22 protein-coding genes and 1 pseudogene are annotated in these 24890 nt (G+C 40.4%); 2 read left to right on the forward strand and 21 right to left on the reverse strand.

Annotated features, from left to right (window positions below; genetic code table 11):
* Window positions 1–136: 136 nt before the first annotated feature.
* From ACN076_RS07215 to ACN076_RS07235, 5 genes are all read right to left on the reverse strand, one after another.
* Window positions 137–1216, reverse strand: a complete 1080-nt coding sequence (locus tag ACN076_RS07215; protein WP_000166853.1) for a carbamoyl phosphate synthase small subunit — start codon at window positions 1214–1216, stop codon at window positions 137–139.
* Window positions 1217–1265: 49 nt separating this feature from the next.
* Entirely contained in the window at window positions 1266–2189 is a 924-nt protein-coding gene (locus ACN076_RS07220) for an aspartate carbamoyltransferase catalytic subunit (protein ID WP_420789706.1), read from the reverse strand.
* 17 nt (window positions 2190–2206) lie between these two features.
* Window positions 2207–2728, reverse strand: a complete 522-nt coding sequence (pyrR, locus tag ACN076_RS07225; protein ID WP_267248267.1) for a bifunctional pyr operon transcriptional regulator/uracil phosphoribosyltransferase PyrR — start codon at window positions 2726–2728, stop codon at window positions 2207–2209.
* A gap of 210 nt (window positions 2729–2938) precedes the next feature.
* Window positions 2939–3568 carry an endonuclease III gene (gene nth, locus ACN076_RS07230; RefSeq protein WP_261219213.1) on the reverse strand — a complete coding sequence of 210 codons (630 nt, stop codon included), beginning with the start codon at window positions 3566–3568 and terminating at the stop codon, window positions 2939–2941.
* Window positions 3568–4110, reverse strand: coding sequence for a DUF177 domain-containing protein (locus ACN076_RS07235; protein WP_261219214.1), 543 nt, complete (start codon window positions 4108–4110; stop codon window positions 3568–3570). The genes nth and ACN076_RS07235 overlap by 1 nt, the downstream gene beginning before the upstream one ends.
* Window positions 4111–4277: 167 nt before the next feature.
* On the opposite strand from ACN076_RS07235, the gene ACN076_RS07240 reads away from it, so the two are divergent.
* Together ACN076_RS07240 and ACN076_RS07245 are read left to right on the forward strand one after the other, a co-directional pair.
* A complete protein-coding gene (locus tag ACN076_RS07240; protein WP_060805711.1) occupies window positions 4278–4607 on the forward strand; it encodes a hypothetical protein in 330 nt (109 codons plus the stop codon).
* 391 nt (window positions 4608–4998) lie between these two features.
* Window positions 4999–6549, forward strand: a complete 1551-nt coding sequence (locus ACN076_RS07245) for an ATP-binding cassette domain-containing protein (RefSeq protein WP_420789707.1) — start codon at window positions 4999–5001, stop codon at window positions 6547–6549.
* Window positions 6550–6833: 284 nt separating this feature from the next.
* On the opposite strand, the gene ACN076_RS07250 is transcribed toward ACN076_RS07245, so the two are convergent.
* The 16 genes and pseudogenes from ACN076_RS07250 to ACN076_RS07325 all read right to left on the reverse strand — a co-directional run bounded on the left by ACN076_RS07250 (window position 6834) and on the right by ACN076_RS07325 (window position 24864).
* Window positions 6834–10376: a pneumococcal-type histidine triad protein gene (locus ACN076_RS07250; protein ID WP_420789708.1), complete on the reverse strand. Its 3543-nt coding sequence runs from the start codon at window positions 10374–10376 to the stop codon at window positions 6834–6836.
* A gap of 257 nt (window positions 10377–10633) precedes the next feature.
* On the reverse strand, window positions 10634–11968 hold the full coding sequence (ciaH, locus tag ACN076_RS07255) for a two-component system sensor histidine kinase CiaH (RefSeq protein WP_153193329.1): 1335 nt from the start codon (window positions 11966–11968) through the stop codon (window positions 10634–10636).
* Window positions 11958–12632 carry a two-component system response regulator CiaR gene (ciaR, locus tag ACN076_RS07260; protein WP_060805708.1) on the reverse strand — a complete coding sequence of 225 codons (675 nt, stop codon included), beginning with the start codon at window positions 12630–12632 and terminating at the stop codon, window positions 11958–11960. Before ciaR ends, ciaH begins: the two co-directional genes overlap by 11 nt.
* Window positions 12633–12740: 108 nt before the next feature.
* Window positions 12741–15287 carry a M1 family metallopeptidase gene (locus ACN076_RS07265; RefSeq protein WP_261219218.1) on the reverse strand — a complete coding sequence of 849 codons (2547 nt, stop codon included), beginning with the start codon at window positions 15285–15287 and terminating at the stop codon, window positions 12741–12743.
* Between the two features lie 121 nt (window positions 15288–15408).
* Window positions 15409–15849, reverse strand: a complete 441-nt coding sequence (locus ACN076_RS07270; RefSeq protein ID WP_101782032.1) for an ASCH domain-containing protein — start codon at window positions 15847–15849, stop codon at window positions 15409–15411.
* Entirely contained in the window at window positions 15809–16693 is an 885-nt protein-coding gene (locus ACN076_RS07275) for a putative PEP-binding protein (RefSeq protein ID WP_261023939.1), read from the reverse strand. Before ACN076_RS07275 ends, ACN076_RS07270 begins: the two co-directional genes overlap by 41 nt.
* Complete coding sequence (locus ACN076_RS07280) at window positions 16671–17171, reverse strand: NUDIX hydrolase (protein ID WP_261023919.1); 501 nt, start codon at window positions 17169–17171, stop codon at window positions 16671–16673. The genes ACN076_RS07275 and ACN076_RS07280 overlap by 23 nt, the downstream gene beginning before the upstream one ends.
* Before the next feature lie 9 nt (window positions 17172–17180).
* Window positions 17181–17879, reverse strand: a complete 699-nt coding sequence (locus tag ACN076_RS07285) for a 3-oxoacyl-ACP reductase (protein ID WP_261023918.1) — start codon at window positions 17877–17879, stop codon at window positions 17181–17183.
* On the reverse strand, window positions 17872–18108 hold the full coding sequence (locus ACN076_RS07290) for a DUF2829 domain-containing protein (RefSeq protein ID WP_000141913.1): 237 nt from the start codon (window positions 18106–18108) through the stop codon (window positions 17872–17874). The genes ACN076_RS07285 and ACN076_RS07290 overlap by 8 nt, the downstream gene beginning before the upstream one ends.
* A gap of 110 nt (window positions 18109–18218) precedes the next feature.
* Window positions 18219–19026 (reverse strand): annotated as a pseudogene (locus tag ACN076_RS07295) (IS630 family transposase).
* A gap of 298 nt (window positions 19027–19324) precedes the next feature.
* Window positions 19325–20737 (reverse strand): Fe-S cluster assembly protein SufB, encoded by a 1413-nt coding sequence (gene sufB, locus ACN076_RS07300; RefSeq protein WP_000797050.1) that lies wholly within the window; start codon window positions 20735–20737, stop codon window positions 19325–19327.
* 57 nt (window positions 20738–20794) lie between these two features.
* Window positions 20795–21235 carry a Fe-S cluster assembly sulfur transfer protein SufU gene (sufU, locus tag ACN076_RS07305; protein ID WP_153193324.1) on the reverse strand — a complete coding sequence of 147 codons (441 nt, stop codon included), beginning with the start codon at window positions 21233–21235 and terminating at the stop codon, window positions 20795–20797.
* Window positions 21222–22448, reverse strand: coding sequence for a cysteine desulfurase (locus ACN076_RS07310; RefSeq protein WP_261219219.1), 1227 nt, complete (start codon window positions 22446–22448; stop codon window positions 21222–21224). Before ACN076_RS07310 ends, sufU begins: the two co-directional genes overlap by 14 nt.
* Before the next feature lie 10 nt (window positions 22449–22458).
* Window positions 22459–23721 carry a Fe-S cluster assembly protein SufD gene (gene sufD / locus ACN076_RS07315; RefSeq protein WP_420789709.1) on the reverse strand — a complete coding sequence of 421 codons (1263 nt, stop codon included), beginning with the start codon at window positions 23719–23721 and terminating at the stop codon, window positions 22459–22461.
* Window positions 23722–23748: 27 nt separating this feature from the next.
* Window positions 23749–24519: a Fe-S cluster assembly ATPase SufC gene (gene sufC / locus ACN076_RS07320; RefSeq protein ID WP_000114489.1), complete on the reverse strand. Its 771-nt coding sequence runs from the start codon at window positions 24517–24519 to the stop codon at window positions 23749–23751.
* Between the two features lie 150 nt (window positions 24520–24669).
* On the reverse strand, window positions 24670–24864 hold the full coding sequence (locus tag ACN076_RS07325; protein WP_001081602.1) for a DUF3272 domain-containing protein: 195 nt from the start codon (window positions 24862–24864) through the stop codon (window positions 24670–24672).
* Window positions 24865–24890: the final 26 nt, after the last annotated feature.

Below are 24890 nucleotides of genomic sequence, written 5' to 3' on the forward strand. Positions count from 1 at the left end.
ATACAAAGGACGAATAGAAAGCGATTGAATTTTAGGAAACTAAGGAAGGATTGACAATCCAAGTTGGTTTCTCTAAATTCCGAGCTTTCCGTCCGTGTTCAGTTAAATAAATTCTCCGACGAGCTTTTACTCGTTCTTAGTTTGATTGTTTAAAAGCTTCCATCATCTCGATAAACTCGTCAAATAGGTAGCTTGCGTCGTGTGGACCAGGGGCTGCATCTGGGTGATATTGAACAGAGAAAGCAGGTTGGTATCTGTGGCGCACACCTTCAACTGACTTGTCATTGATTTCTTCGTGGGTGATAATCAAATGCTCTGGCAAATCCTCACGGCTGACTGCATAACCATGGTTTTGACTTGTAAAATCCACACGTCCTGTAGCAATTTCGCGTACCGCATGGTTGAATCCACGGTGTCCAAACTTCATCTTGTAGGTCTTAGCCCCATTTGCCATTGCAAAGAGTTGATGCCCCATACAAATACCAAAGATTGGAATTTTTCCTTGCACACCACGAATCATGTCGAGTGCTTGTGGAACGTCTTCTGGGTTACCTGGACCATTTGACAACATAACTCCGTCAGGATTGAGATGGAGAATTTCTTCCGCCGTTGTTGAATAAGGAACAACCGTCACGTTACAGTTTCGCTTAGAAAGTTCACGTAGGATTGAGTGCTTGAGACCAAAGTCAACTAAGACAACACTCAAACCAACTCCTGGAGCTGGATATGAAGTTTTAGTAGAAACCTGCTTGATATTGTCTGTCGGCAAAACTGTTGCTTGGAGCTGATCCGTTACATGGTCCATACTGTCCCCAACATGAGTCAAAGTTGCACGCATGGTACCATGCTTACGGATAATCTTGGTAAGTGCACGCGTATCAATCCCTGAAATACCAGGAATTTTCTTGGCTTTCAAAAATTCATCCAAGGTCATTTGGTTGCGCCAGTTGCTTGCTCTACGTGCTTCTTCGAAAACAACGACTCCCTTACAAGTTGGAATAATGGATTCGTAATCATCACGGTTGATTCCATAATTTCCTACCAAAGGATAAGTAAAGGTCAAGATTTGTCCATTATAAGACTGGTCTGTAATGGATTCTTGGTAGCCGGTCATGCCTGTATTAAAGACGATTTCGCCTGTTACATCAATATCTGCTCCGAAGGCCTTGCCTTCAAAAACTGTGCCATCTTCTAATACTAGAAGTCTTTTTGTCATATTTTCACCTCTCGTGGACGCTCACTGGCGTCTTTTAACGTCTTGTGTTTTAGTTGGCGTTTCTACTCGCCAGTACGGATTCTAAGATTGCCATTCGAACAAAAACACCATTGGTCATTTGTTGGACAATCCGTGATTTTGGTGCTTCAACCAAGTGGTCTGCGATTTCTACATCACGATTGACTGGAGCTGGGTGCATAAGGATTGCTGTTTCTTTCAAGCGCTCGTAACGTTCTTGTGTTAAGCCATGTTGAGCATGGTAGTCTTCTTTTGAAAAGACTGCACCACTATCATGGCGTTCATGTTGCACACGGAGAAACATCATGACATCCACCTGATCAATAATTTCATCAATAGTTACAAACTGTCCATAGTCTGCAAACTCTTGACTTCTCCATTCCTCAGGTCCAGCAAAGTAAAGTTCAGCTCCCAAGCGCTTCAAAATCTGCATATTAGATTTTGCAACGCGGGAGTGATCCAAGTCACCTGCAATAGCAACCTTGAGACCTTCAAAGTGACCAAATTCCTCATAAATGGTCATCAAATCAAGCAAGCTCTGGCTAGGGTGTTGGCCCGAACCATCTCCACCATTGATAATAGAGGTCTTTATACTTGGACTCTCTATCAACTGTCTATAGTAGTCAACCTCTGGATGACGGATAACACAGACATCCACCCCTAAGGCAGAAAGGGTCAAAATGGTATCATAAAGTGTCTCACCCTTATTGACCGAGCTGGTCTTCACATCAAAGTCTAATCGTTCCAACCCTAATTTAATCTCTGCCACTTCAAAAGACTTATGGGTCCGTGTAGAATCTTCAAAGAAGAGGTTAGATACAATAGAATAATCTTGGTATGGTAACTGAGCTCCGTTTTTAAACTCACCCCCCCGCTTAATCAATTTCATCACTTGATCGACAGTGAGGTCTTCCATGGACACCACATGGTTCAATGCTTGTTGATTTTCTGACATAACTACTCCTTTAGCTTTTATGCTTCTTCAGTAATCAGAACTCTATCTTGTCCGTCTAGTTCTGTCATCTCTACAATGATTTCTTCAGAACGACTGGTTGGGATATTTTTTCCAACATAATCTGGACGGATTGGTAGTTCTCTGTGGCCACGGTCAACTAAAACAGCTAGGCTCACACGCGCAGGGCGACCATGACCCACAATATTATCAATGGCAGCGCGAATAGTACGACCTGTATAAAGCACATCATCCACCAAAATAACTTCACGATCTGTCACATCTACTGAAATCAAAGAAGTATCTTCACCGCTTTTAACATCATCACGGAAGGGTTTTGTATCTAGTTCTACAACAGGAACTGAAAGATTTTCTAACTGTTCCAGACGTTCTTGAATACGGTGGGCAATAAAGACACCGCGAGTTTTAATACCAGCCAAGACGATTTTATTCAAATCTTTATTACGTTCGATAATCTCGTAAGTAATACGCGTAATCGCCCGTTTGACGGTCAATTCGTCTACAACTTCTTTTGTCTTCATGACAAACCTCCAAAAAGAAAAGTCTCCTTAAACAAGGAGACTTGAAATGTATAGTCAAGCGAGCCCTACTGCAAATAGTATAGACTTCACCCTTCTACTTTATCGCGCTCCTTGCCTGCCTCACGGGACAGGTTTAAAGGAATATTTAGTTATCAATTACTATAGCACAAAGCATGCTTAAAATCAAGCAAAAACTTTTGAAACCCCATCTTATAAATTGCTAAAATCATATAACTGTGGGTACTGGTCACACTCTGGATTTTTAGGATGGCAGATAGCCCGTCCGAAATAAATCATGGCCTGATGGGCTGCTAACCATTTTTCAGGTGGCAAAATATCCATAACCCGCTTTTCCACCTCAAGAGGTGTCGCTGATTTTTTGACAATATCATGGTGTTTGCAAATACGCTCCACATGAGTATCCACTGCAAAAGCTGGAATTCCAAACCCCACACTCATAACAACATTGGCTGTCTTGCGTCCAACACCTGCCAAACTCTCTAATTCCTGACGTGTTTGAGGGACTTGACCATCGAAATCATCTAGTAACTGTTGGGCACATTTTTTTAGGAATTTAGCCTTATTTCTATACAGTCCTAGGCGAGAAATGTGTGAGGCAATTTCACTTTCTGTTGCAACAGACATGGCTTGTGGCGTTGGAAAGGCAGCAAAGAGACCTGGTGTGGCCTTATTTACCGCTGCATCCGTCGTCTGGGCTGACAACATGACCGCAACCAAGAGTTCAAAATGATTGGTAAAATCAAGACTGGGCTTGGCATCTGGAAACAGAGCAATGATTTCTTCCAGCACCTTTCGTGCTCGTTTTTTTGACAAAACCATTATTCGTCTCCATCAAATAGTCCTTGTAAGCCAGCAAAAGGACTGTTTTCTTCTTTCTTAACTGCTTGTTGATCTTGGTATTCTTCTTCTGTCATGATTTGCCAGTCATTTCCTGAAACAAATCCTTGACCAGCCTCTTCTTCAGCCGTCAAGACCTTGATAGGAATGTTTAGTAGGATATTGTCTGACACGCTCTCAGCAAGATCAAGTTCTCCATTTTCGATAGGCAAGACCAAATCATCGTCTAAAACTTCCTGATCTAGTTGGTTAGTTGCACCTTCCATGAAAACTTCCGTTACTGGATAAGATTCAACTAACTCAACTGGTTCCATACTGCGACTTGAAGCAAGAACAATGGTATAAGATAGTTGATAATCTAAGAAATACATACGGTCTTCGTACTGTACTTTCCCAACTGCAAGGATATCTTTTACATCTAAAATTTCTTGATTACGTGCATGCAGGTCTGCGGCTAGGTCTAAGGTTTGTTCAAAATGCAAGCCTTCAGACTGCTTACGAATTTCTTGAATATTTAATTTCATACTTCCTCCATAAAGATTTACTCTCTTGATTATACCATGAAAAGGCTACAAATCAGCCCACCAAACTTTGTAATTAAAATTCGAATTTTTAATATATTCACTATGTGATTTTTGTTTTTTAGTGCTATCTATAGGCAATAATACATGATAGCAAGGAGGATGCTCACATGGAAGACAAAGAACTCATTACTAATGCAACCCAACTCCTATCCGAGTTAAATAAAAGCTACCAAAACTGTAAACAAGGTACGGCAGATGATATTCGACTGCAAGAGCTGCTAAATACTACTCTGCAAGAGCTCAAAAAAGCGGAAAAGTTGAACAACAGTATCTTAATCGACCTTGAGAAATTTTACCAACGTACCAGTCTTCTGATAGGCCTCGGTAGCCTAAAACTGAACGACCAAGCACGCATTGCTTGGCGAAACTACGACAAATTCCATTACGAGCATGTCAAACACGTACTGACTCTTTATGGACCTGTTTTTGGATTTTAGAACTTGGAATTTCCAGTTTTCTGTTGACAAAATTTCCTTAAAGGTATAGTATAAAGATACTAATACTCGGAGGTAAGGGAGACATGAACAACTAAGTCTATCAAATAAAGAACCTTTATTTAGTAGATCTTGTTTTTGTCTCTTTTTGTGTACTCTTTTATGCTCTTTCTTCTGGCATTTTATACTCAATGAAAATCAAAGAGCAAACTAGGAAGCGAGCCACAGGTTGCTTAAAGCACTGCTTTGAGGTTGTAGATAAGACTGACGAAGTCAGTTACATATATCTACGGTAAGGCGACGCTGACGTGGTTTGAAGAGATTTTCGAAGAGTATTAATAGAGTTTTTTTGACATAAACTTTGGCTCTACTAGGTAAAGTAGAGCTTTTTGTTATGCAATATCAACATTCTAGAAAGGACAATCATATGATAAAAATCAATCACCTGACCATCACACAAAACAAAGATTTACGAGACCTTGTCTCTGATCTAAGCATGACCATCCAGGATGGGGAAAAGGTAGCTATTATTGGAGAGGAAGGAAATGGCAAATCAACCTTACTTAAAACTTTAATGGGGGAAGCTTTGCCTGATTTCACTATCAGGGGAGACATTCAATCTGATTATCAATCAATAGCCTACATTCCTCAAAAAGTCCCTGAGGACCTGAAAAAGAAAACTCTACACGACTACTTCTTTTTAGATACTATCGATTTAGATTACAGTGTCCTCTATCGTTTGGCGGAGGAGTTGCATTTTGATGGCGATCGCTTCGCTAGCAACCAAGAAATTGGTAGTCTATCAGGGGGTGAAGCTTTGAAAATTCAGCTCATCCATGAGTTAGCCAAACCCTTTGAGATTCTATTTTTAGATGAACCTTCAAATGACTTGGATCTTGAGACGGTTGATTGGCTAAAAGGTCAGATTCGCAAGATTAGACAAACCGTTATTTTCATTTCCCATGATGAGGACTTTCTTTCTGAAACGGTAGACACTATTGTTCACTTGCGACTGGTCAAGCACCGTAAAGAAGCGGAAACACTAGTAGAGCATTTAGACTATGATAGTTATAGTGAGCAGAGAAAGGCTAATTTTGCCAGACAAAGCCAGCAAGCAACCAACGACCAAAGAGCCTACAATAAAACTATGGAAAAACATCAACGAGTTAAACAAAATGTAGAAACTGCTCTTCGAGCTACCAAAGACAGTACTGCAGGTCGCCTATTGGCTAAAAAGATGAAAAATGTCCTCTCTCAAGAAAAACGCTTTGAAAAGACAGCTCAGTCCATGACCCAAAAACCACTTGAAGAGGAAGAAATCAGACTTTTTTTCTCAGATATACAGCCATTACCGGCATCTAAAGTCTTAATCCAACTGGAAAAAGAGAATTTGTCCATTGGTGAGCTAGTTTTGGCTCAAGGACTTCAACTAACTGTTCGTGGCCAAGAAAAAATCGGTATCATTGGCCCAAATGGTATTGGGAAATCGACTCTGCTAGCCAAGTTTCAACAGCTGCTTAGCGCCAAAAGAGAAATTTCGCTTGGTTTTATGCCACAAGATTACCACAAAAAACTGCAATTGGATTTATCACCAATAGCCTACCTCAGCAAAACTGGAGAAAAAGAGGAACTGCAGAAAATCCAATCTCACTTAGCCAGTCTCAATTTCAGTTATCCAGAAATGCAGCATCAAATTCGCTCCTTATCTGGCGGGCAACAGGGAAAACTCCTGCTTTTGGATTTAGTGCTGCGCAAACCAAACTTTCTCCTGCTGGATGAACCTACACGAAACTTTTCTCCAACTTCTCAACCTGAAATAAGAAAACTCTTTGCAACCTATCCAGGCGGTATCATCACTGTTTCGCATGACCGTCGTTTCTTAAAAGAGGTCTGTTCAAGCATCTATCGCTTGACAGAACATGGTTTGGAGGTAGTTAATTTATAAGATTCATACTCATGAGGATAATTCTTTGCTTTGGAGCACTATTTAAACATTATAATCAGTGAATAAATCTTATATCCACATTCAAGTCAATAATTTCTTGTAATCAACTCTAAATAGACGGATAAAAACTACTTCTAACTATCAAAAAACGAGCACCTCCTCAGTTGGAAATGCTCGTTTTCTTATGTTGCCATGGTTTATAATTACAATGAGAAATAGGAAACAGCCTTGAATGGGAAAATCTCCTAGATCTACGACCACAAACTTTTTATCTACCAACTTTTTTATTCTACTGGTTTTTCTTGATTTCCAGTAGTTGTAGAAGATTCTGTTGTTTCCTTTTCTGGAACTGATTCAGCAGATTTAGAATCTGTTGCGTTGCTCGGTTTGTTTTCGTCGCTAGTAGTTTCACTGTTAGATTCTGTAGCTACATTTGGTTGGTTCTCAGCACTTGTCTTATCACCATTTGCCTCGGCATTTGTTGCTGGACTTGCTTCTTCACTCGCGCTTGATTTTGACTTGATTTCTTGATTCAAGATCAGAATAGCTTTTGTCAATTCAAGTAAAGCAGCCTTATCTTTACTCTTAGCAGAAAGTTGATCTAGTAAAGCATCTACCTTATCAAAGTCCTCATCAGAACCCTTATTGTTTTCTAAATAAGAATGAAGCGACATAAGAATATCGTAGAGTTTTTGATAGAGTACAAGTGTCTGAGGATCTTGCTCAGCATTTTCTTTCTCTTGTTGAAGAGAGCTGGCGATACGAGTCAAGATATCTTTCACCTGACTATTTACTTCATCCAAATCTGCATCAGCTTTGTTTGTGGCAGCTTTGAGATTTTCTACTTCTTCTGCCAAGGATTGTCTGATTCCTTCTTCTTGGATTTGCTCTAAGAGTTGAGTTGCCTTGCTCAAAAGACTTTCTACTTGTTCCTTGCTGACATGATTCACATGCTCTTCAGGCATAAAGTCTCCATACAATTCTTTCAAGAAGCCATAAATAGCTGTCTTGGCACTTTGATTATCAACTTTTTCAGTATCTAGAACTGTCTGACTTGATTTCGCAGTAGTTGGCTGAGCTTTCAAAGCTTCTTCCACTTCTTGTTTTGCCTGATAGATACTTGGGAATAATTTGTTCAATTCTGCTGCCTTAAGGAAGGATTGAGATTGATACAAGGTCCAAGTCAACTGAGCCACTTTGTTTCGAAGTTCATCACTCAAACGACCGTCATTTACGTGTTCGTAGAAGTACTTGATGTATTCCACAGTTGTAACACCTGTTCGGTCATTAAAGTCTTGCAAGGCTTGAAGTTGTGATTCAACCGCTGCTAAACCAGCCTCATCTTTAGCCAATTTAGCTTCTTGGAGTCGAACGAGAAGATCTTTCTTTGGAAGTCCATAAGAGTCTGTATCCAGTGTATTGATTTTATCAATCAAGGCCTGATATTTCTTATCTAAATCACTTGTTTCAACAGGTTTGACACTTTCATCAATATGGATATATTGCTTATCAAAGAGATCCAGTGTCGCAAGATAACCTGCTGTAGAATTAGTTGCCAGTTTCTTTATGTTTTCAGTAAACTGACCTAAGGCTAACTCAATCTGTCTTTGTTCGATAGGCTTGTCTTTGTAGATGCTTCTGCTATCAGTTAAAAGTTGATCTACTTTTTCCAAGACTGCCTTCTCATCAAAAGCTCCAGGTTGGTAGTTGGATTGTAGAGCTGGAATCTTGTTTTTCAAAGCTACTTCATAGCCCTTAGTTTGCACCTTGATGTAGTGATTGTGGTCGCCATGAGGAATCACAAAACTACCATTTTCTACCTGTAAGCTGTACGGAGACACACCATCTCTCAAAGCAGTGGTATAGAGTTCATTTAGGAAATCAAGTTCTGGATTGCCAGTTTGGAGTGGCAGTCGAACGTGTTCTTTACGAACAGCATAGGGATGGATATGAGTTGGATCGTAGGCTTGGTCTGGATTTCCAAAAACAAAGAATCCGTTTGAAATTCTAATAGCTTCAAGTGGAACGCCATAAGTTTTAGAGATATAAGCAATCTTTTCTTCATCACTAGCATCTCTTGAGAAAGACTCTACTGTTTTAGCAAGAGGTTTTACAGGTTCTACACCATGATGTGTTTTCAGATGATCCTGTGCGGCCTTAATTTGCTCTGCTGTCAAATCTTTCTTAAAGAAGAAATGATTGTGATCTCCGTGTGACATGACAAAGCCTTGTTCATCCTCACTGATGACACGATTGGCATCAAAACCATGATCATGGTCTTCACCATGATGGTGGTCATGCTCATCGCCATCGTGATCATCATTGGCTGGGCTTGGTGTTGCTGGAGTTACACCTTTCAAGTGTTCTTGCGCTGCCTTGATTTGATCAGCAGTCAAATCCTTCTTGAAGAAGTAATGGTTATGATCACCATGACTCATAATAAAGCCTTGCTCATCTTCCGCAATAATACGATTAGCATCAAAGCCGTGCCCATCTTCTTCATGTTCCTCATGTGAAGTTCCTGGATTGATTGGAAGAGAAGGCGAAGGTGTTGTTAGACCATTGTTTGGAAGAGTCGGTTGCCCAATTTGATTCGACTTAGGAATGTAATGGAAATGATCACCATGTCTTACAATATAAGCTGTAGCAGTTTCTTCGACAATATCTTTTGGATTAAAGATATAACCATCAGATGTTGAAGAGATAGCCTTATTTGTAAGCAAGGAAGGATGACTCAAAGTAGATGGACTGCTTGAAAGACTTCCTAGACTAGACGCTACTTCATTAGGTTTTTCATTTGTAGAAATCGTAGAACCAGTACCACCGATAGGCACCATTCTAGCAATCTTTTCTTCTAAAGGAGAGAGCTTACTGTAAGGAATAAAATGATAATGGTCGCCATGCGGAATCGCAACTCCATTTGGTGTACGACTGATAATCTTAGCAGGGTCAAAAACCAAACCATCTGATTCACTGTAACGTTTGTCGCTAGGTGAATCGTAGAGTTCTTTCAATAGACTTTGGAGATTTTCAACTTTGCTTTCTGGCTTGCTAGTTGATTCTTTCTCTATAGCTTGATTAGTATTATCACTAGCTGTTGAAGAATAGCTTAGCTGACTTGGTTGCGTATTTTTGCCAGTTAAATGAGCTTTAGCTGCTGCTAACTCACTAGCAGACAAATCACTTTTTGGAATATAGTGATAGTGACCTCCATGAGGAACGATATAAGCATCACCCGTATCTTCGATAATATCAGCTGGATTAAAGACATAACCATCATCTGTCGTATAGCGTCCCTGAGACCTTGCTACAGCAACATCAGAGCTGACCTTCTCATTATCTTTGACGTGTTCTTGTTTTTGACGATTGATTTCATCCTTAGTTCGAACATTATCAGCATGAGCTACATCTTTCAGGTAGACATAATATTTTCCATCGAGCTTGATGATATAACCACCCTTGACCTCATTGACAATATCTCCATCCTTAAGTTTGTAGTTTGGATCCTTCATCAAGAGTTCTTCACTAAAGAGGGCATCATAAGGAACTTTCCCGTTATAGTAATGATAGTGATCACCGTGTGACGTCACATAGCCCTGATCCGTAATTTTGATGACAATTTGCTCAGCCTGAATTCCTTCTTTCTGGCTAACCTGATCTGGTGTCAAGTTTTCACTTTTCTGACTTGACTGGCTACCATCCACATAAGAAACACGATTATTGTCCTTATTTTCCTGCGAGCGATGCTGGTTCAGTGCATATGCGCAAAGACTTAAGGATACGATAACAGCTGATCCAGCTGCTATATATTTTTTACTGAATTTCATAAATCCCTCATTTCAATAAATGATGAAGCTATTTCTTAACTTCTTTTCTCGGTTAAACAGTTTTTCTAAACCGGTTATTTAACCATTTAATTAACCAGTAAATAGTTTACATTTTTTAAGTTTATCTGTCAAGATTTTTATGTTATTTTAATCATGACCACCCCTAAAACGGGTGGTTTGCCTGTCTCACACCTGACTTAGCGAAACGGACTGAAAGTCACGTAATCCAAAATATCGCCCCAGCTGGAGCGATATTTTTATTTTTTCTTTTTAGATGGTGTGTGGATAGCAATCTTCACTTCAAAGATTGTTCCTTTCGGTTTATTATCTTTGACAGTAATGGTTCCTTTTAAGGCATCTACAATTTGCTTGGCTAGGGATAACCCTAAACCAAAACCACCTTTTTGGCGGGTTCTAGCCTTGTCCACTCGATAAAAGCGATCAAAAATTTTCTTCTTATCTTCTGTGGAAATACCGACTCCATTATCAGAAACAAGTAAATACAGATTGCGATCAGTCGCCGAGATAAGAAAATCAATTTCACCATCCTCTTCAGTATACTTGACAGCATTATCAAATAAGATGGTCATCAGTTGTTTCAAAAGAAGCTGATCTGTGACAATCGTTCGATGAATCCGATTTTCAAAACGGAAGACACGATCATTTTCCGAAGCAATCATTTCATAGTTTGTGAAAGTCGTATTGAAAAAACTGGTTGGAACTTCTGCAAGTTCCGGCTTAATCCCATCATCTCTACGAGCTAAATTCAACAAGTTCGTCGTCAAAAACCGCATATTTCGGACTTCTTCCAAACTAGAGGCAATGCTTTCGCTCACATCCATAATGGTTGCTTCTGGCTTACGAAAAAGGGTCTCTAAGCGATTTTGCAAAACTGCGAGTGGAGTTCGTAACTCATGACTAGCATTTTCCACAAAGGACTGTTGCTTCTGCATGCTCTCAAGCAGGGGCCTAACACTGACCCTAGCTAGATAGAGACTTGCAAGTAAAGATAAAATCCAGAAACTTGCCATCACAATCACAATCAATTTCTCGTGCTTTTGACTGGCCTGCTCCAACTGACTGGTATTAATCAAGATAGCTGCATACTTGATATTGGTTGAAACCGAACTGATATTCGTTTCCATCAAAATCATGCGATAGATTTCTTCCTGTCCATAGCTATTAAAAACCTGAATCTGGTAGATATGGCCTAATTCTTTCTTTTCTAACTTAATCTTATCCAATCCCAAAAATCGATTTCCAGAAAGGAGTTGGGTAAAATTTTTATCAAAAAGAATAACCTCCGTATTGGAACTGACATTGGGTTTTACCTCAGTCTTGCTAGTATCTGTAGCGGCATTCTCTAAGTCTTTAATCTCTTCAGTTGCCCTATTTACCGCAAGCTGAATAACTGCCTGAGGATTTTCACTCAGTCCATGAAGCTTATCATCCACCGAAGTATAGAGACTCGAGTGCATGACCTGCAAAATAATCAGAGTCATGGTGGAGAAAATCAGAGTGAAGACACCAAAGTTACGGATAAAATAACTAAAGTCATCCGCATACCATGTTTTTTTTAGTTTACTGAACATCTTTTAAAATATACCCAACACTGCGCAAGGTTTGCAAATTCTCTGCAAAAGTGGTTCCTTTTAATTTCTTACGAATTTTTGAAACATAGACTTCGACAACTGAAATTGTTGTGTCACTATCAAATCCCCATAAACGATCAAAAATCTGAGTCTTAGGCAAAATAACATTTTGATTTTGAAGGAAATAAACTAATAAATCGAACTCTTTCCCCAGCAATTCGACAGGAGTATCTTCAACCTTAACAGTATTGGTTGACAAATTAACTACAATATTTCCATAAGTCAAGGTGTTTTCATTAAACTTGCCTGAACGTTTGAGAAGGGCTTGAATTCTCATTTTGAGTTCTTCTAAGTAGAAAGGTTTGGTCAGATAATCATCCGCTCCCAGTTCAAATCCATGTCCCTTGTCATCCAAACTTTCCTTGGCAGTCATGATCAGAACTGGAGTCGTAATTCCCTTTTCACGCAATTCTTTCAAGACTTGGAAGCCATTTTTTTCTGGCAACATCAAATCGAGCAAAATCAAATCATAGACGCCACTTTCAGCTTCGTAGAGACCTTCTTCCCCATCAAATACCTGCATGACATCCGCAAAATCGTCTAAAAAGTCAAATACTGAATTTGACAGGCCTAGGTCATCCTCAACCAATAAGATTTTTATCATGAGAAACTCCTCCTTATTAAAACCATTATACCAAATTTGCCTTAAAAAAAACTCAACTCTCTGCATTTTACATGAGATAGCTGAGTTTTCTTTTTATTTTAGGCTTATTTATGCGTTTCCGTATTGAAGAACGACTGCTTCCACTGCAGCTTTTTCACGGTTAATCAAGTCAACACGCGCTGCAATTTCCTTGATTCCCATACCGATGTTACGGCTAAGAGCAAGGTCAGAAAGTTGTGGCTCAAAGAATTCCTTGTACTCTGCCAAGCGTTGCTGAGTCTTAAATACGTGTGCAGGAAGGATAACAAAGCTATCAAAGCTCATATCTCCACCAAGAGCTGCCTTAATCCAAGCCCAGTTTTCACGCGCCCAAGACCATGCTGTTTCCTGAGTTACTTGGTGAGCTAGGAATTGGTAATACCAAGCAGACAAGTCCTGCGGTTTGACCACAAATTTGTCCTTCCAAGAAGCAATCAAGGTTTGGATATTGTTCGCATCTGTACTATAAGCAAGAGCAGCTGCCAACTGACGTTTAAAGACAGCATCTGTTGCGTGAGTATAAGTATCAAGATAAAGTGCTAACAAGTCTTTGGTCTCATGATGTTTCATCTCATTGATAAGGACTTGTGAACGAATTGCTGCTGGAAGTCCTGCAAGATTATCCTTGTAAGCCGCGAAGATTTGGCTAGCGACTTGACTAGCTTCTGCATCATTTGAGCGAATCATCATAGAAACAGCCAACTGACGAACCAATTCATCCTCATCTGATTCTCCATCTTTAGCTTCAAAACCAAGACGGTCATAATTATGACGAGCTAATTTAGCAACCAAGGCTTTGAAGGCTCTTTCAGCTTCTGTTCCTTCATCGATAAAGCGCTCAAGAGCAGAAATTACTTCAGAAACAGCTGAAACGACAAGGTAAGATTCTTCCTTAGCAAGTTTATCAAGAACTGGAAGCAAGTCAGCATAAGAAATGTGCCCTGCCTCAGCAAGCAAACGACGTTCTTGAACGATCTGCAGTTTACTTGTGTTATCAAGCTCAACTAGGTCAGCAAGAACAGCATCTAACAAATCTCCTTGATAGTCTGTAATGTAGTGGGCTGTATTTTCTGTGTTGAGACGAAGTGCTGTTTTGTTTTCTGCAAGAAGAGCTGCGTAGCCAGGGATTTCGATACTTTCAGTTTCAAGTGTATCAGGCAAGCCTTTCCAGTTGCTATTGAGTGGCACCACCCAGAGACGGTTCTTATCTTCGTGCTCACCGATAAAGAATTGTTTTTGCGAAATCTTCAAGACATCATTTTCAACTTTGACAGTGAGAACTGGATAACCAGGTTGTTCCAACCAAGAATCCATAAAGGCTGAAACATCACGGCCAGATGCTTGACCAAGAGCATCCCAAAGGTCACGACCAATTGTATTGCTGTACTGATGTTTTTCAAAGTAGGCATGCAAACCTTTGGCAAAATCGGCATCACCTAGCCAACGACGAAGCATGTGCATGAGGCGACTTCCTTTGGCATAGACGATAGCTCCGTCAAAGAGCGTATTGATTTCATCTGGATGTTTAACTTCGACGTGGACAGACTGAACACCATCAGTCGCATCGCGTTCAAGAGCGTGAGGCACTCCACCTGTTTGGAAATCTTCAAAGATATTCCAGCTTGGTTCAATAGCATCCACACAGACGTACTCCATCATGTTAGCAAAGCTTTCATTGAGCCAAAGGTCATCCCACCATTTCATCGTTACGAGATTCCCAAACCATTGGTGAGCCAATTCATGGGCCACAACAAGGGCAACTTGTTGACGGCTGGCAAAGGTAGAGTTCTCATCCACAACCAAGTAAACTTCACGGTAGGTCACAAGACCCCAGTTTTCCATAGCTCCAGCTGAGAAGTCAGGAAGGGCGATATGGAGAGATTGAGGGATTGGGTACTTAACTCCATAGTAATCTTCGTAAAACTCGATAGAGCGAACAGCGATATCCAGTGAGAAATCAAGGTTTGATAGTGGATGAGCTTTGGTTGAATAAACACCTACGAGAGTACCGTTTTTAGTTTTAGCCGTTACACCTTGCAAATCACCCGCAACAAAGGCTAACAAGTAAGAAGACATGCGAGCTGTTGTCTCAAACTTCCAGATACCTGTTTCCTTACGGTTTTCAACATTGATTTCTGGCATGTTAGACAAGGCCAATTCACCTTCTGCTTGGTCAAAACGTAGAGAGAGGTCAAAAGTTGCTTTGGCTTCTGGCTCATCCACACATGGGAAGGCTTCGCGCGCAAAATGGCTCTCGAACTGAGTAGACAATACTTCCTTCTTGACTCCATCAACTGTATAGTAAGATGGGTAAATCCCTGTCATGTTATCTGTAATTTTTCCTGAGAAAGCGATAACCACTTCAACTTGACCAGCCTCAGCTAATTCAATATGAAGGGCTTCATTGTCATGATCAACTGTGAATGGGCGAGCTACCCCTGCAACTTCTACAGTGGCGATTTCCAAGTCTTTTTGGTGGAGGGAAATACGGTCACTCTGTGCTTGACCAGTGATGGTCACCTTCCCAGAAAACGTCTTGGTCTCACGACTCAAGTCTAAAAATAAATCATAATGTTCAGGAACAAATTGCTTAATAAAATGTTCAACTGCTTGCATAGTTTTCTCCTATCTAAGTTTAAGAGCTGGAGCTCTTCTTCAAACAAACTTATTATATCATGTTTTGCCTAAGAAAAAAGGATTGGACAGCGATTTCCAAAACTTTCTTCCTTCTAGCAGTCTACAGGGGGTAGACCTTGCGAAATTCTTCTAAAACAACCTTGCTTTCAGGTGTAAAAGTCAGTCCTGCTTCACCCAAACAGTCTGTGAAAAAATCCTCATGAACCTGACGCCAATAGGTAAGTGATTTGTCTCCCTCACCTTCCTTAAAGGCATGTTGAGCAGAAACTTGATTGAAGGGCTGGACAGAAACCTTTGTAATTTCGACAATACAGACAGCCTGATTTTGACTATCTAAAATGATGTCAAAGGTGCCTTCTTGCGGAAGAGACTCAGCTTCTAGTGCATAGAGGTCGTAGGCTGATGCTGTTGCAGTCTTTTCGCCGCTTAAAACCAAATCTGCCAAGAAATCGGCATCTACTCCAAAAGCCCAGGCATCGATTTCATCTCCTATAGAGGGGTTAATTTTCTTGTATGCATTCCACATTTCTTGCGGTGTCATGGGTGCTCCTTTGTAATTTTTTACTTTCTTCTTTTATATGTTTGAGATGGTCTGGATGGTCAATCTCTAAATTAAAAATCTCTGGAATAGAACTATAATGGATAATACATTTGATATCCATCTGATTCATTTTTTGTATGAAAGAATCATTCAGATAGCCTGCTACAGCAAAGTCAATATTTTTAATCCTTGCTTTATCCTGCATCTGTATTAACATATCTAACATAATTGGACTTTCCATATCATGCCATTGACTGTTTCTCACAGTCGCAAAAACAAAAGAAGTCAAATCATTCATTCCAACTACAATCTTTGAAATACCAGCTTCCAGTATGCTGTCTAAGTCAAAATATGCTGACGGTAATTCAATCATCGTGCCGACTTTCCCAGTAAAACCCTGCTGACGCAATACTGTAATAGCTTGCTTTAACTGCTCAGCATCATTGACAAAAGGAAAGATAACAGATAGATTGGGATTGGTTTGATAAACTTCTGTAACGACATGTGCTTCAACCTGAAATTCATCCAGACACGCCAGTAAACGCCTAGTTCCTCTATATCCAAACAAGGGATGATTTTCATCAAAATACTCTTTAGTCCCCTTTAGACAATTAGCTTCTGTATTCGTTAATTCAGAAAAACGATACCAAACTTCTTCATCTGAGTACAGGGAGCAGATAGTCTCTAGATAATCTTTTACAAATTGCTGACAACTTGCTAATATGATGTTTTGATTAAGCTCTCTCAACAAATATTCCCCACGAATCATGCCAACATGATGAAATAGTTGTGGGTAAACTTTTTCATCAAGTTTTTCTCCACTAAGAGCAAGTTGCTTCCTCATCATTCACCTTCCAATTCATGTAAGAAGTCTTGTCCAGTTCTGGAAATCCTAATAATTCAGACTTAACCTTCAAGACTAATGGCGATGCATTTTCTTCTGTGATCTCTTGAATATCCATCCAAATATATCCGAGTGAATCATTCGCACCATCAGACACAGCTTCCGAAATCGTAACTTGAGCTTCCTCCTCGTTTACCTCAATATCATACAAGGCCATGACATGGTGAACCATAAAATTTTTTAACTCTTCCCTGACGAAAACATCGTAGATTCGAGGATTAGAGTAGCTTCTAACAGTAAATCCCGTCTCTTCCATAACTTCTCTAGTCAGCGTTTCCGTCAGTCCTTCACCAAGTTGCTGACTGCCTCCAGGTAGATCATACCTATGTTGATAAGTGCCTATCGTTTTTTCAATACAGAGTAACTTCCCATTTTCAAAGCAGACAGCGTAGACTCCAAAGTGTCTTTTGATTTCCATCAGATCCTCCTACTTCAAAGACCAGCCACCATCTATTGTCAAGATTTGTCCTTGCATGGCGCTTGCTTTTCCACTTGCTAAGAAAAGGCTAATCTCTGCTATTTCCTCTGGCTCGATCCAACGCTTGATTGGTGTTTCACTAGCAACCCAGTCAGCCAGTCCACCTGGCTCAAAATCTGCAGCAGTCATAGCTGTCTTGACTGCTCCTGGAGCGATACCAAATACCTGAATCCCAGCTTCAGCATAATCTAGAGCCAACTGCTTGGTAAATCCAGCCAAGGCGTGCTTCGAAGAAGTATAGGCGTGTCCACCGCCACCTGCTAGGCTAGAAGCAATGGAGCACATATTGATAATGATTCCTTTTTTATTCTCCAGCATTTGTGTCAAATAATACCGAGTCAACTCAACAGGAGTCAGATAGTTAATTTCAAAAATTTCTTGAATTTCCTGCGCTGTTTGTTCCAAAAGTGGTTTATAATCATCCAACACTCCAGCAGTATTGCACAAAACATCCACCTGAGGACACCAGTCAAAAATAGGCTCCAAGTCCAAGGTCAAATCTCTCTGTAAAAAGTGAAAATCACCCTCTAAGAGTGGATTTTCACCTTGGTCAACTCCATAAACTTGAAAGTCATTCTCTAAAAAGAGGCGAGCTTGAGCTAGGCCAATCCCTGAACTTACTCCCGTAATCAATACACGTCTAGTCATGCACTTCTACCCAATCCGTCGCCAAAACATCACAAGGTGTCGGACTCCACATGGAAAAACCTTCTCCCTCCCCAGAAACGTTGATTAGGAAATAAGGTGTCACTTCAAGTGCAACCCCATTTTGCTCGATAGTGTCAAAAAGTTGGACATAGTTTTCAGCACCTCCCCAACCAGTTCGTACATATTTTTTCTTAGCCTTTAACCCCGGCAGAATTTCTTCAAATGTCATGGTTTTCTCCTTTTATTCTACATTCTTCATTTAATTATAACAAAAAACCGTTGTGCAACGGCTTTTTGACTCATTTTAAATCAAAATCAATAAGCATTTTATAATTATAGTCATTTAGTTTTAAAAAAGCGTTCCAAACATTCAAAAACATTTGGAACTTCCCTTAATAAATCCGTCACTTTCTTTTTCAAGATAGCCCAAACTTGCTCAATAGGATTCAAATCTGGAGAATAAGGCTGTAGAGGTAAGAAAAAGTGTTTATCTTGAATGCAGTTTTCATCCAAAATGTTCTTGGGATGAAAACTAGCGTTGTCCATGACAATGACATGAGGTGTCTTCAAAGCAGGCAGGAGTCGCATTTTGAACCACTCCACAAAGAAATCGATCGTCATACTTTCCTTGTAAATCATGGGAGCTATAAACTCTCCATCTACTTGTCCTGCAACAATCGAAGTCCGCTCAAAACGCCGTCCGCTAATCTTTTCATAGACTTTCTCCCCTCTAGGAGCCCGTGCATAAGAACGATAGAGGTAGCGATCGATTCCTGTTTCGTCAATATATACGACTGGTAAATCTTTTAGGTTATCCAAAATATCAAGAAACTCAGCGACTTTCTAGTGACCTTAATCTACTTTAAAGCTACCCATACTGAAGTAACAGCACAACCAAAATGTGCCGCAATTTCCCGTAAAAAAGCGTCTGGATGAGCCTCTACAAAAGCTTTCAATTCCTCTAAAGGAATCTTTCGCTTTTTGACGACTCGCTTTTTCCTCTCTAAGTATCCTTGTTCACGTCTTTCTTTTCCCACGTGAAGAGAGTTCTGACGCCTACATCAAAAACTTTAGTTGCCTCGACATGGCTGTGTCCTTCTTTGATGTAATCTAATGCTCCTTGTTTAAAATCTCTACTATATGCCATAGCTTTATTATAAGATGCTTATTTTAAACTAAGCAACTATATCATGGCTTAAACTGACTATTTTATATATTGTCTTACTGCGTCCTCAAAAAAATATATCAAAAATCAAAAGCGCTTAGGAAAAAACTCTATTTCATGAGAGAATACAATAAATCTTCCCACAATAAAACGCATAATATCAAGTTTTTTGGCTCCTGATATCATGCGTTTTCTGTTCTTAAAATATTTTTTCTCAGTCTCTTTTTGTTACAAGTTCATCTTCAAAGTTCTTGACCTTGGGTAAATCTAAAATCAAGTTTTACCCAACTGATCCTTCCATTTCATAGCTAATCAAACGGTTCAGCTCAACAGCATATTCCATTGGAAGCTCCTTTGTAAATGGCTCTACAAATCCCATAACAATCATCTCAGTTGCCTCAGATTCTGACAATCCACGGCTCATGAGGTAATAGAGTTGCTCTTCTGAAATCTTAGATACCTTAGCTTCGTGTTCCAAAGCGACTTGTGAGTTGTGAATTTCATTAAATGGAATGGTATCTGATGCTGACAAGTCATCCATGATAATGGTATCACATTCGATGTGAGAGACAGATTTCTTAGAGTTCTTATTAAAGGTTACCTGTCCACGGTAGTCAACCTTTCCTCCGCCTTTAGCGATGGATTTAGACACAATAGACGAGCTGGTATGTGGAGCATTGTGGATCATCTTGGCACCAGTGTCCTGGTGTTGCCCTGCATTAGCAAAGGCAATAGAGAGCATGGTACCACGCGCCCCTTCTCCATCTAGGTAAACAGATGGGTATTTCATGGTTGTTTTAGCACCCAAGTTACCATCAATCCACTCAACAGTGGCATCCTTTTGAGCTTTAGCACGTTTGGTTACCAAGTTATAGACGTTATCAGACCAGTTTTGGATAGTCGTATAACGCATATAAGCTCCATCCAAGGCAAAGATTTCTACAATGGCAGCATGCAAGCTGTTACTTGAATAAGTTGGCGCTGTACATCCTTCTACATAATGGACACTTGCTCCTTCGTCAACGATAATCAAGGTACGTTCAAACTGACCAGTATTTTCGTTGTTGATACGGAAGTAAGTTTGAAGTGGAATATCTACCTTGACACCTTTTGGTACGTAGATAAAGGTTCCACCAGACCATACTGCTGAGTTAAGGGCAGCCAATTTGTTATCTGTTGGCGGTACCAACTTAGCAAAGTATTGTTTAAACAAGTCTGGGTATTCCTTGAGGGCAGAATCTGTATCTGTAAAGATAATCCCCAATTTTTGGAACTCTTCCTTCATGTTGTGGTAAACTACTTCTGACTCATACTGGGCAGAAGCTCCTGCTAGATAAGCACGCTCAGCTTCCGGAATCCCGATTCGTTCAAAGGTTTCTTTGATTTTTTCAGGAACGTCATCCCATGAACGAGCTGGTTTATCAGATGGTTTTTGATAGTAAATCAAGTCATCAAAGTCAATCTCTGACAAGTCCGCTCCCCAAGTTTGCATGGGCATTTTTTTGAAGGTTTCATAAGACTTCAAACGGAATTCTAACATCCACTCAGGTTCTCCCTTAGCAGCTGATAGTTCACGAATGACATCTTCGTTCAATCCTTTTCCTGTCGATAGGACAGGCTCTACATCATCATGGAAACCAAATTTATATTCACCAAGGTCAATTGGTTTTGGTTCTACTCTTTCTTCAGCCATAATATCCTTTCTTTCATTCTTCATTTCTACTGATTCATAAGACAAAAGAAACTTGCCTTACTTGTTTTCTTGATTTTCAATTGTTTTCTTGAGGGCGTTCCAAGCTAGGGTTGCACACTTGATTCGTTGAGGGAATTTGGCAACACCTGACAAGAAAGCTGCATCGCCAAGACTATCTTGTCTGTCATCTTTTTGCCCTTGAACCATTTCAGAAAAAATAGTCGCAAGTTCTAAGATTTCTTGTTTGGTTTTTCCTAAAACTGCGTCCGTCATCATGCTTGCAGAGGCAGTTGAGATAGTACAACCTGAGTTTAGAAAAGCGATATCCTCCAAGCGGTCATCTGCATCAAACTTGACAGAGAGATTGATAACATCCCCACAGGTCGGATTGTTGAGACTGATTTGCTCAGCATCATCCAACTTCCCTTGATGATGTGGATTTTTCGAATGGTCCGCTACCACTGCCATATAAAGGCTATCTAGTTTAGAAAGTGCCATTGAAAAACTCCTTTGTCTTTTGTAAGGCATCGACTAGCTTATCGCAATCTGCCTTGTTATTGTAGATATAAAAACTTGCACGAGCTGTCGCTGGAACATGCAAATACTGGAGCAAGGGTTGAGCGCAATGGTGACCTGCTCGAACAGCCACTCCTTCATAATCCAAAGCAGTCGCAAGGTCGTGAGGATGAAGGTCGCCTAGGTTAAAAGCAATGACACCTGAACGTTGAGCCAAGTCCTGCGAACCGTAAATAGTCAATCCTTCAATCGCCTGCAGTTTTGGATAGACGTATGCAATTAGTTCCTGTTCATGAGCTTCAATGGCATCCATACCAATGTTTTCTAGGTAATCCACTGCTGCTGCAAGTCCAATAGCGCCTGCCATATTGGGAGTTCCTGCCTCGAATTTCCAAGGTAATTCCTTCCAACTAGCAGATTGCTCATAGACGAAATCAATCATCTCTCCACCAAACTCAACTGGTGACATTTGTTCTAAATACTTCTCTTTTCCGTACAGAACACCGATACCAGTCGGACCAGCCATCTTGTGACCTGAAAAGGCAAAGAAATCCACATCCAAGTCCTGGACATCTATCGTCATATGAGGCGTAGATTGAGCACCATCCACCACCATGATAGCTCCCACTTGGTGGGCCAATTGAGTAATTTCTTTGATTGGATTGACCACACCAAGAACATTTGAGGCGTGAGCAAGGGAGACAAACTTAACTTTGTCAGTCAATTTATCCCGCAAGTCATCCATATCCAAGGCTCCATCCTTGAGATAGACATAGACAAGCTCTGCTCCAGTCTTGCGACAGGCCTCCTGCCAAGGAATGATGTTGGAATGATGTTCCATGACAGAAATCAAAACCTGGTCTCCCTCAGTCAAGACTTCCTCTGCAAAGCGCGCCACCCAGTTCAGACTGGTTGTCGTTCCTCTAGTAAAGAGAACTTCCTTTGTAGACCCGGCATTGATAAACTTACGAATGGTTTCACGAGCAGCTTCATAGGAAACAGTCGCCCGCTCCGCCAAGGTATGAACCCCACGATGAACATTGGCATTGTCCTGCTCATAATAGCGGTTAATCGTTTCCAGAACTGCTAGTGGTTTTTGTGTCGTCGCGGCATTATCCAGATAAACCAGAGGTTCATCGTTAACAATCTGGTCTAAAATTGGAAAATCCTTGCGAATCACTTCTACATCTAACATAGGCTACCCCTTAGCGTTTTGACAATTTTTCTTCGATAGTTGCAATCATTTCATCGCGAACTTCTTTGACTGGAATCTCAACGATAACAGATCCAAGGAAACCACGAACAACCAAGCGTTCTGCAGTTGCCTTATCCAAGCCACGGCTCATGAGGTAGTACATATCTTCTGGATCTACTTGTCCGATAGAAGCAGCGTGACCAGCAGTTACGTCATTTTCATCAATCAAAAGAATTGGGTTGGCATCTGAACGTGCCTGATCTGAAAGCATAAGAACACGGCTCTCTTGTTGCGCATCTGCTCCCTTAGCACCCTTGATAATGTGGCCAATACCATTGAAGGTTAAGGTTGCTTTTTCAAGAATAACCCCATGTTGCAGGATATTTCCGATTGAGTTGCAGCCGTAGTTGGTTACACGAGTATCAATTCCTTGTACCTGACGACCACTTGAAAGAGCTACAACCTTGAGATCTGCATGGCTACCATTTCCAATCAAGTCGCTATCAAAGTCAGCAACGACGTTTCCTTCGTTCATGACACCGATTGCCCAGTCAATACTTGCATCATTGCCTAATTTACCACGACGGCTAATGTAGGCAGTGACGTTTTCACCTAAACGGTCAATAGCAGCAAATTTCACTTGAGCTCCAGAACGAGCAATCACTTCTACTGTAATATTAGCAGTTGCTTTGGCATTTCCTTCACCGCGTGACTCTAAGCGCTCCAGATAACTAATCTTAGAGTTTTTACCAGCGATAATCATAATATGCTTGTTAAACGGCACATCACTATCGCTGTCTTGATAGAAAATTCCTTCGATTGGTTCTTTAATCTCAACGTTATCAGGAATATAGAGAACAGCACCACTGTTGAAATAAGCTGTATGGTAGGCTGCCAACTTGTCATCGTCATACTTAACAGATGACATGAAGAATTCCTCAATAAGCTCTGGAATTTCTTCTAAAGCTGAGTGGAAGTCTGTAAAGACGACACCCTGTTCAGCTAACTCAACTGGAGTTTGCTCAAAAACAGTTTGAGTTCCTACTTGCACCAACTTCAAGTGATTATCTAAAGCTGTAAAATCTGGAACATTTGCTGATGGCTCACTTTCTGTAATCATTCCATCACCCAGATTCCAACGGTGGAATTTGACACGCTCAATAACTGGTAATTCCAAAGTCTCAATCTTGTCAAAAGCTTTTTGACGGAGATCAGCCAACCAGCTTGGTTCAGCATGCATTTCTGAAAAAAGTTTAATAGTTTCTTTAGTCATTTACTTCTCCTAAAAGATACGAGGGAATTACAATTCTTCCTTGTAGTCATAGCCAAGTTCTTCAGCTAGTTTTGCGTATCCTTCACGTTCCAAACGCGCAGCCAATTCTGGACCACCAGAAAGGACAACACGACCTTCCATCATGACGTGTACCACATCAGGTGTGATGTAGTTCAAAAGACGTTGGTAGTGAGTGATAATCATAGCACCAAAACCTTCACCACGCATAGCATTGACACCTTTAGAAACAACTTTAAGAGCGTCAATATCAAGACCAGAGTCAATCTCATCCAAAAGGGCAAAAGTTGGTTCCAACATCAAAAGTTGAAGAATCTCATTACGTTTTTTCTCACCACCAGAGAAACCTTCGTTGAGGTAACGCTCAGCCATTTCTTCTTTCATGTTGAGCAATTCCATCTTCTCATCCAATTTAGTGATAAACTCACGAACTGAAATTTTTTCATCATCTTCTTTACCAGCATTCATGGCTGCACGAAGAAACTCAGCGTTAGTAATACCAGGAATTTCTGATGGGTATTGCATAGCAAGGAAAAGTCCCATACGCGCACGCTCGTCAACTTCCAACTCAAGGATGTTTACGCCATCAAACAAGACTTCACCTTTGGTAACTTCATAGTTTGGATTTCCCATGATAGCTGCAGAAAGAGTCGATTTACCTGTACCATTTGGTCCCATGATAGCGGCGATTTCTCCTGTTTTCAGGGTCAGGTTAACCCCTTTTAAAATTTCTTTTCCTTCAATCTCAACGTGAAGATCTTTGATCTCTAATACTGACATGATAGTTCCTTTCTTTTTCAAGGCCTTTACAGTTCTTACTGGAAACATACTTGATTTCCTTAGAAAATACGGTAAAAGCTCAATAAATATACTTTTATAGTATAACAAAAAAAAGCCTAAAAGGCTTTGATTTTGTCTAGAAGCTGAGGACTAGTCTTTTCCTTTTAAATGTTGGTCAATGACATCTACTATTTTACCCATCAAGTAACTAACTCGGAAATTTCTAAAGAGTAAAATGGCCCAAAAGGCTGCCATAATATAGCGACCAGTCATCCAGGCTTCATTGAAAAAATAGGTCTCAGCAGCTGTAAACAGCGCGATGATAATAAATTGTTGTCTATTCATAAACTTATTGTATCATGAAATCTTTC

The organism is Streptococcus sp. K0074 (genome assembly GCF_048843365.1).
GTDB lineage: Bacteria > Bacillota > Bacilli > Lactobacillales > Streptococcaceae > Streptococcus > Streptococcus mitis_BM.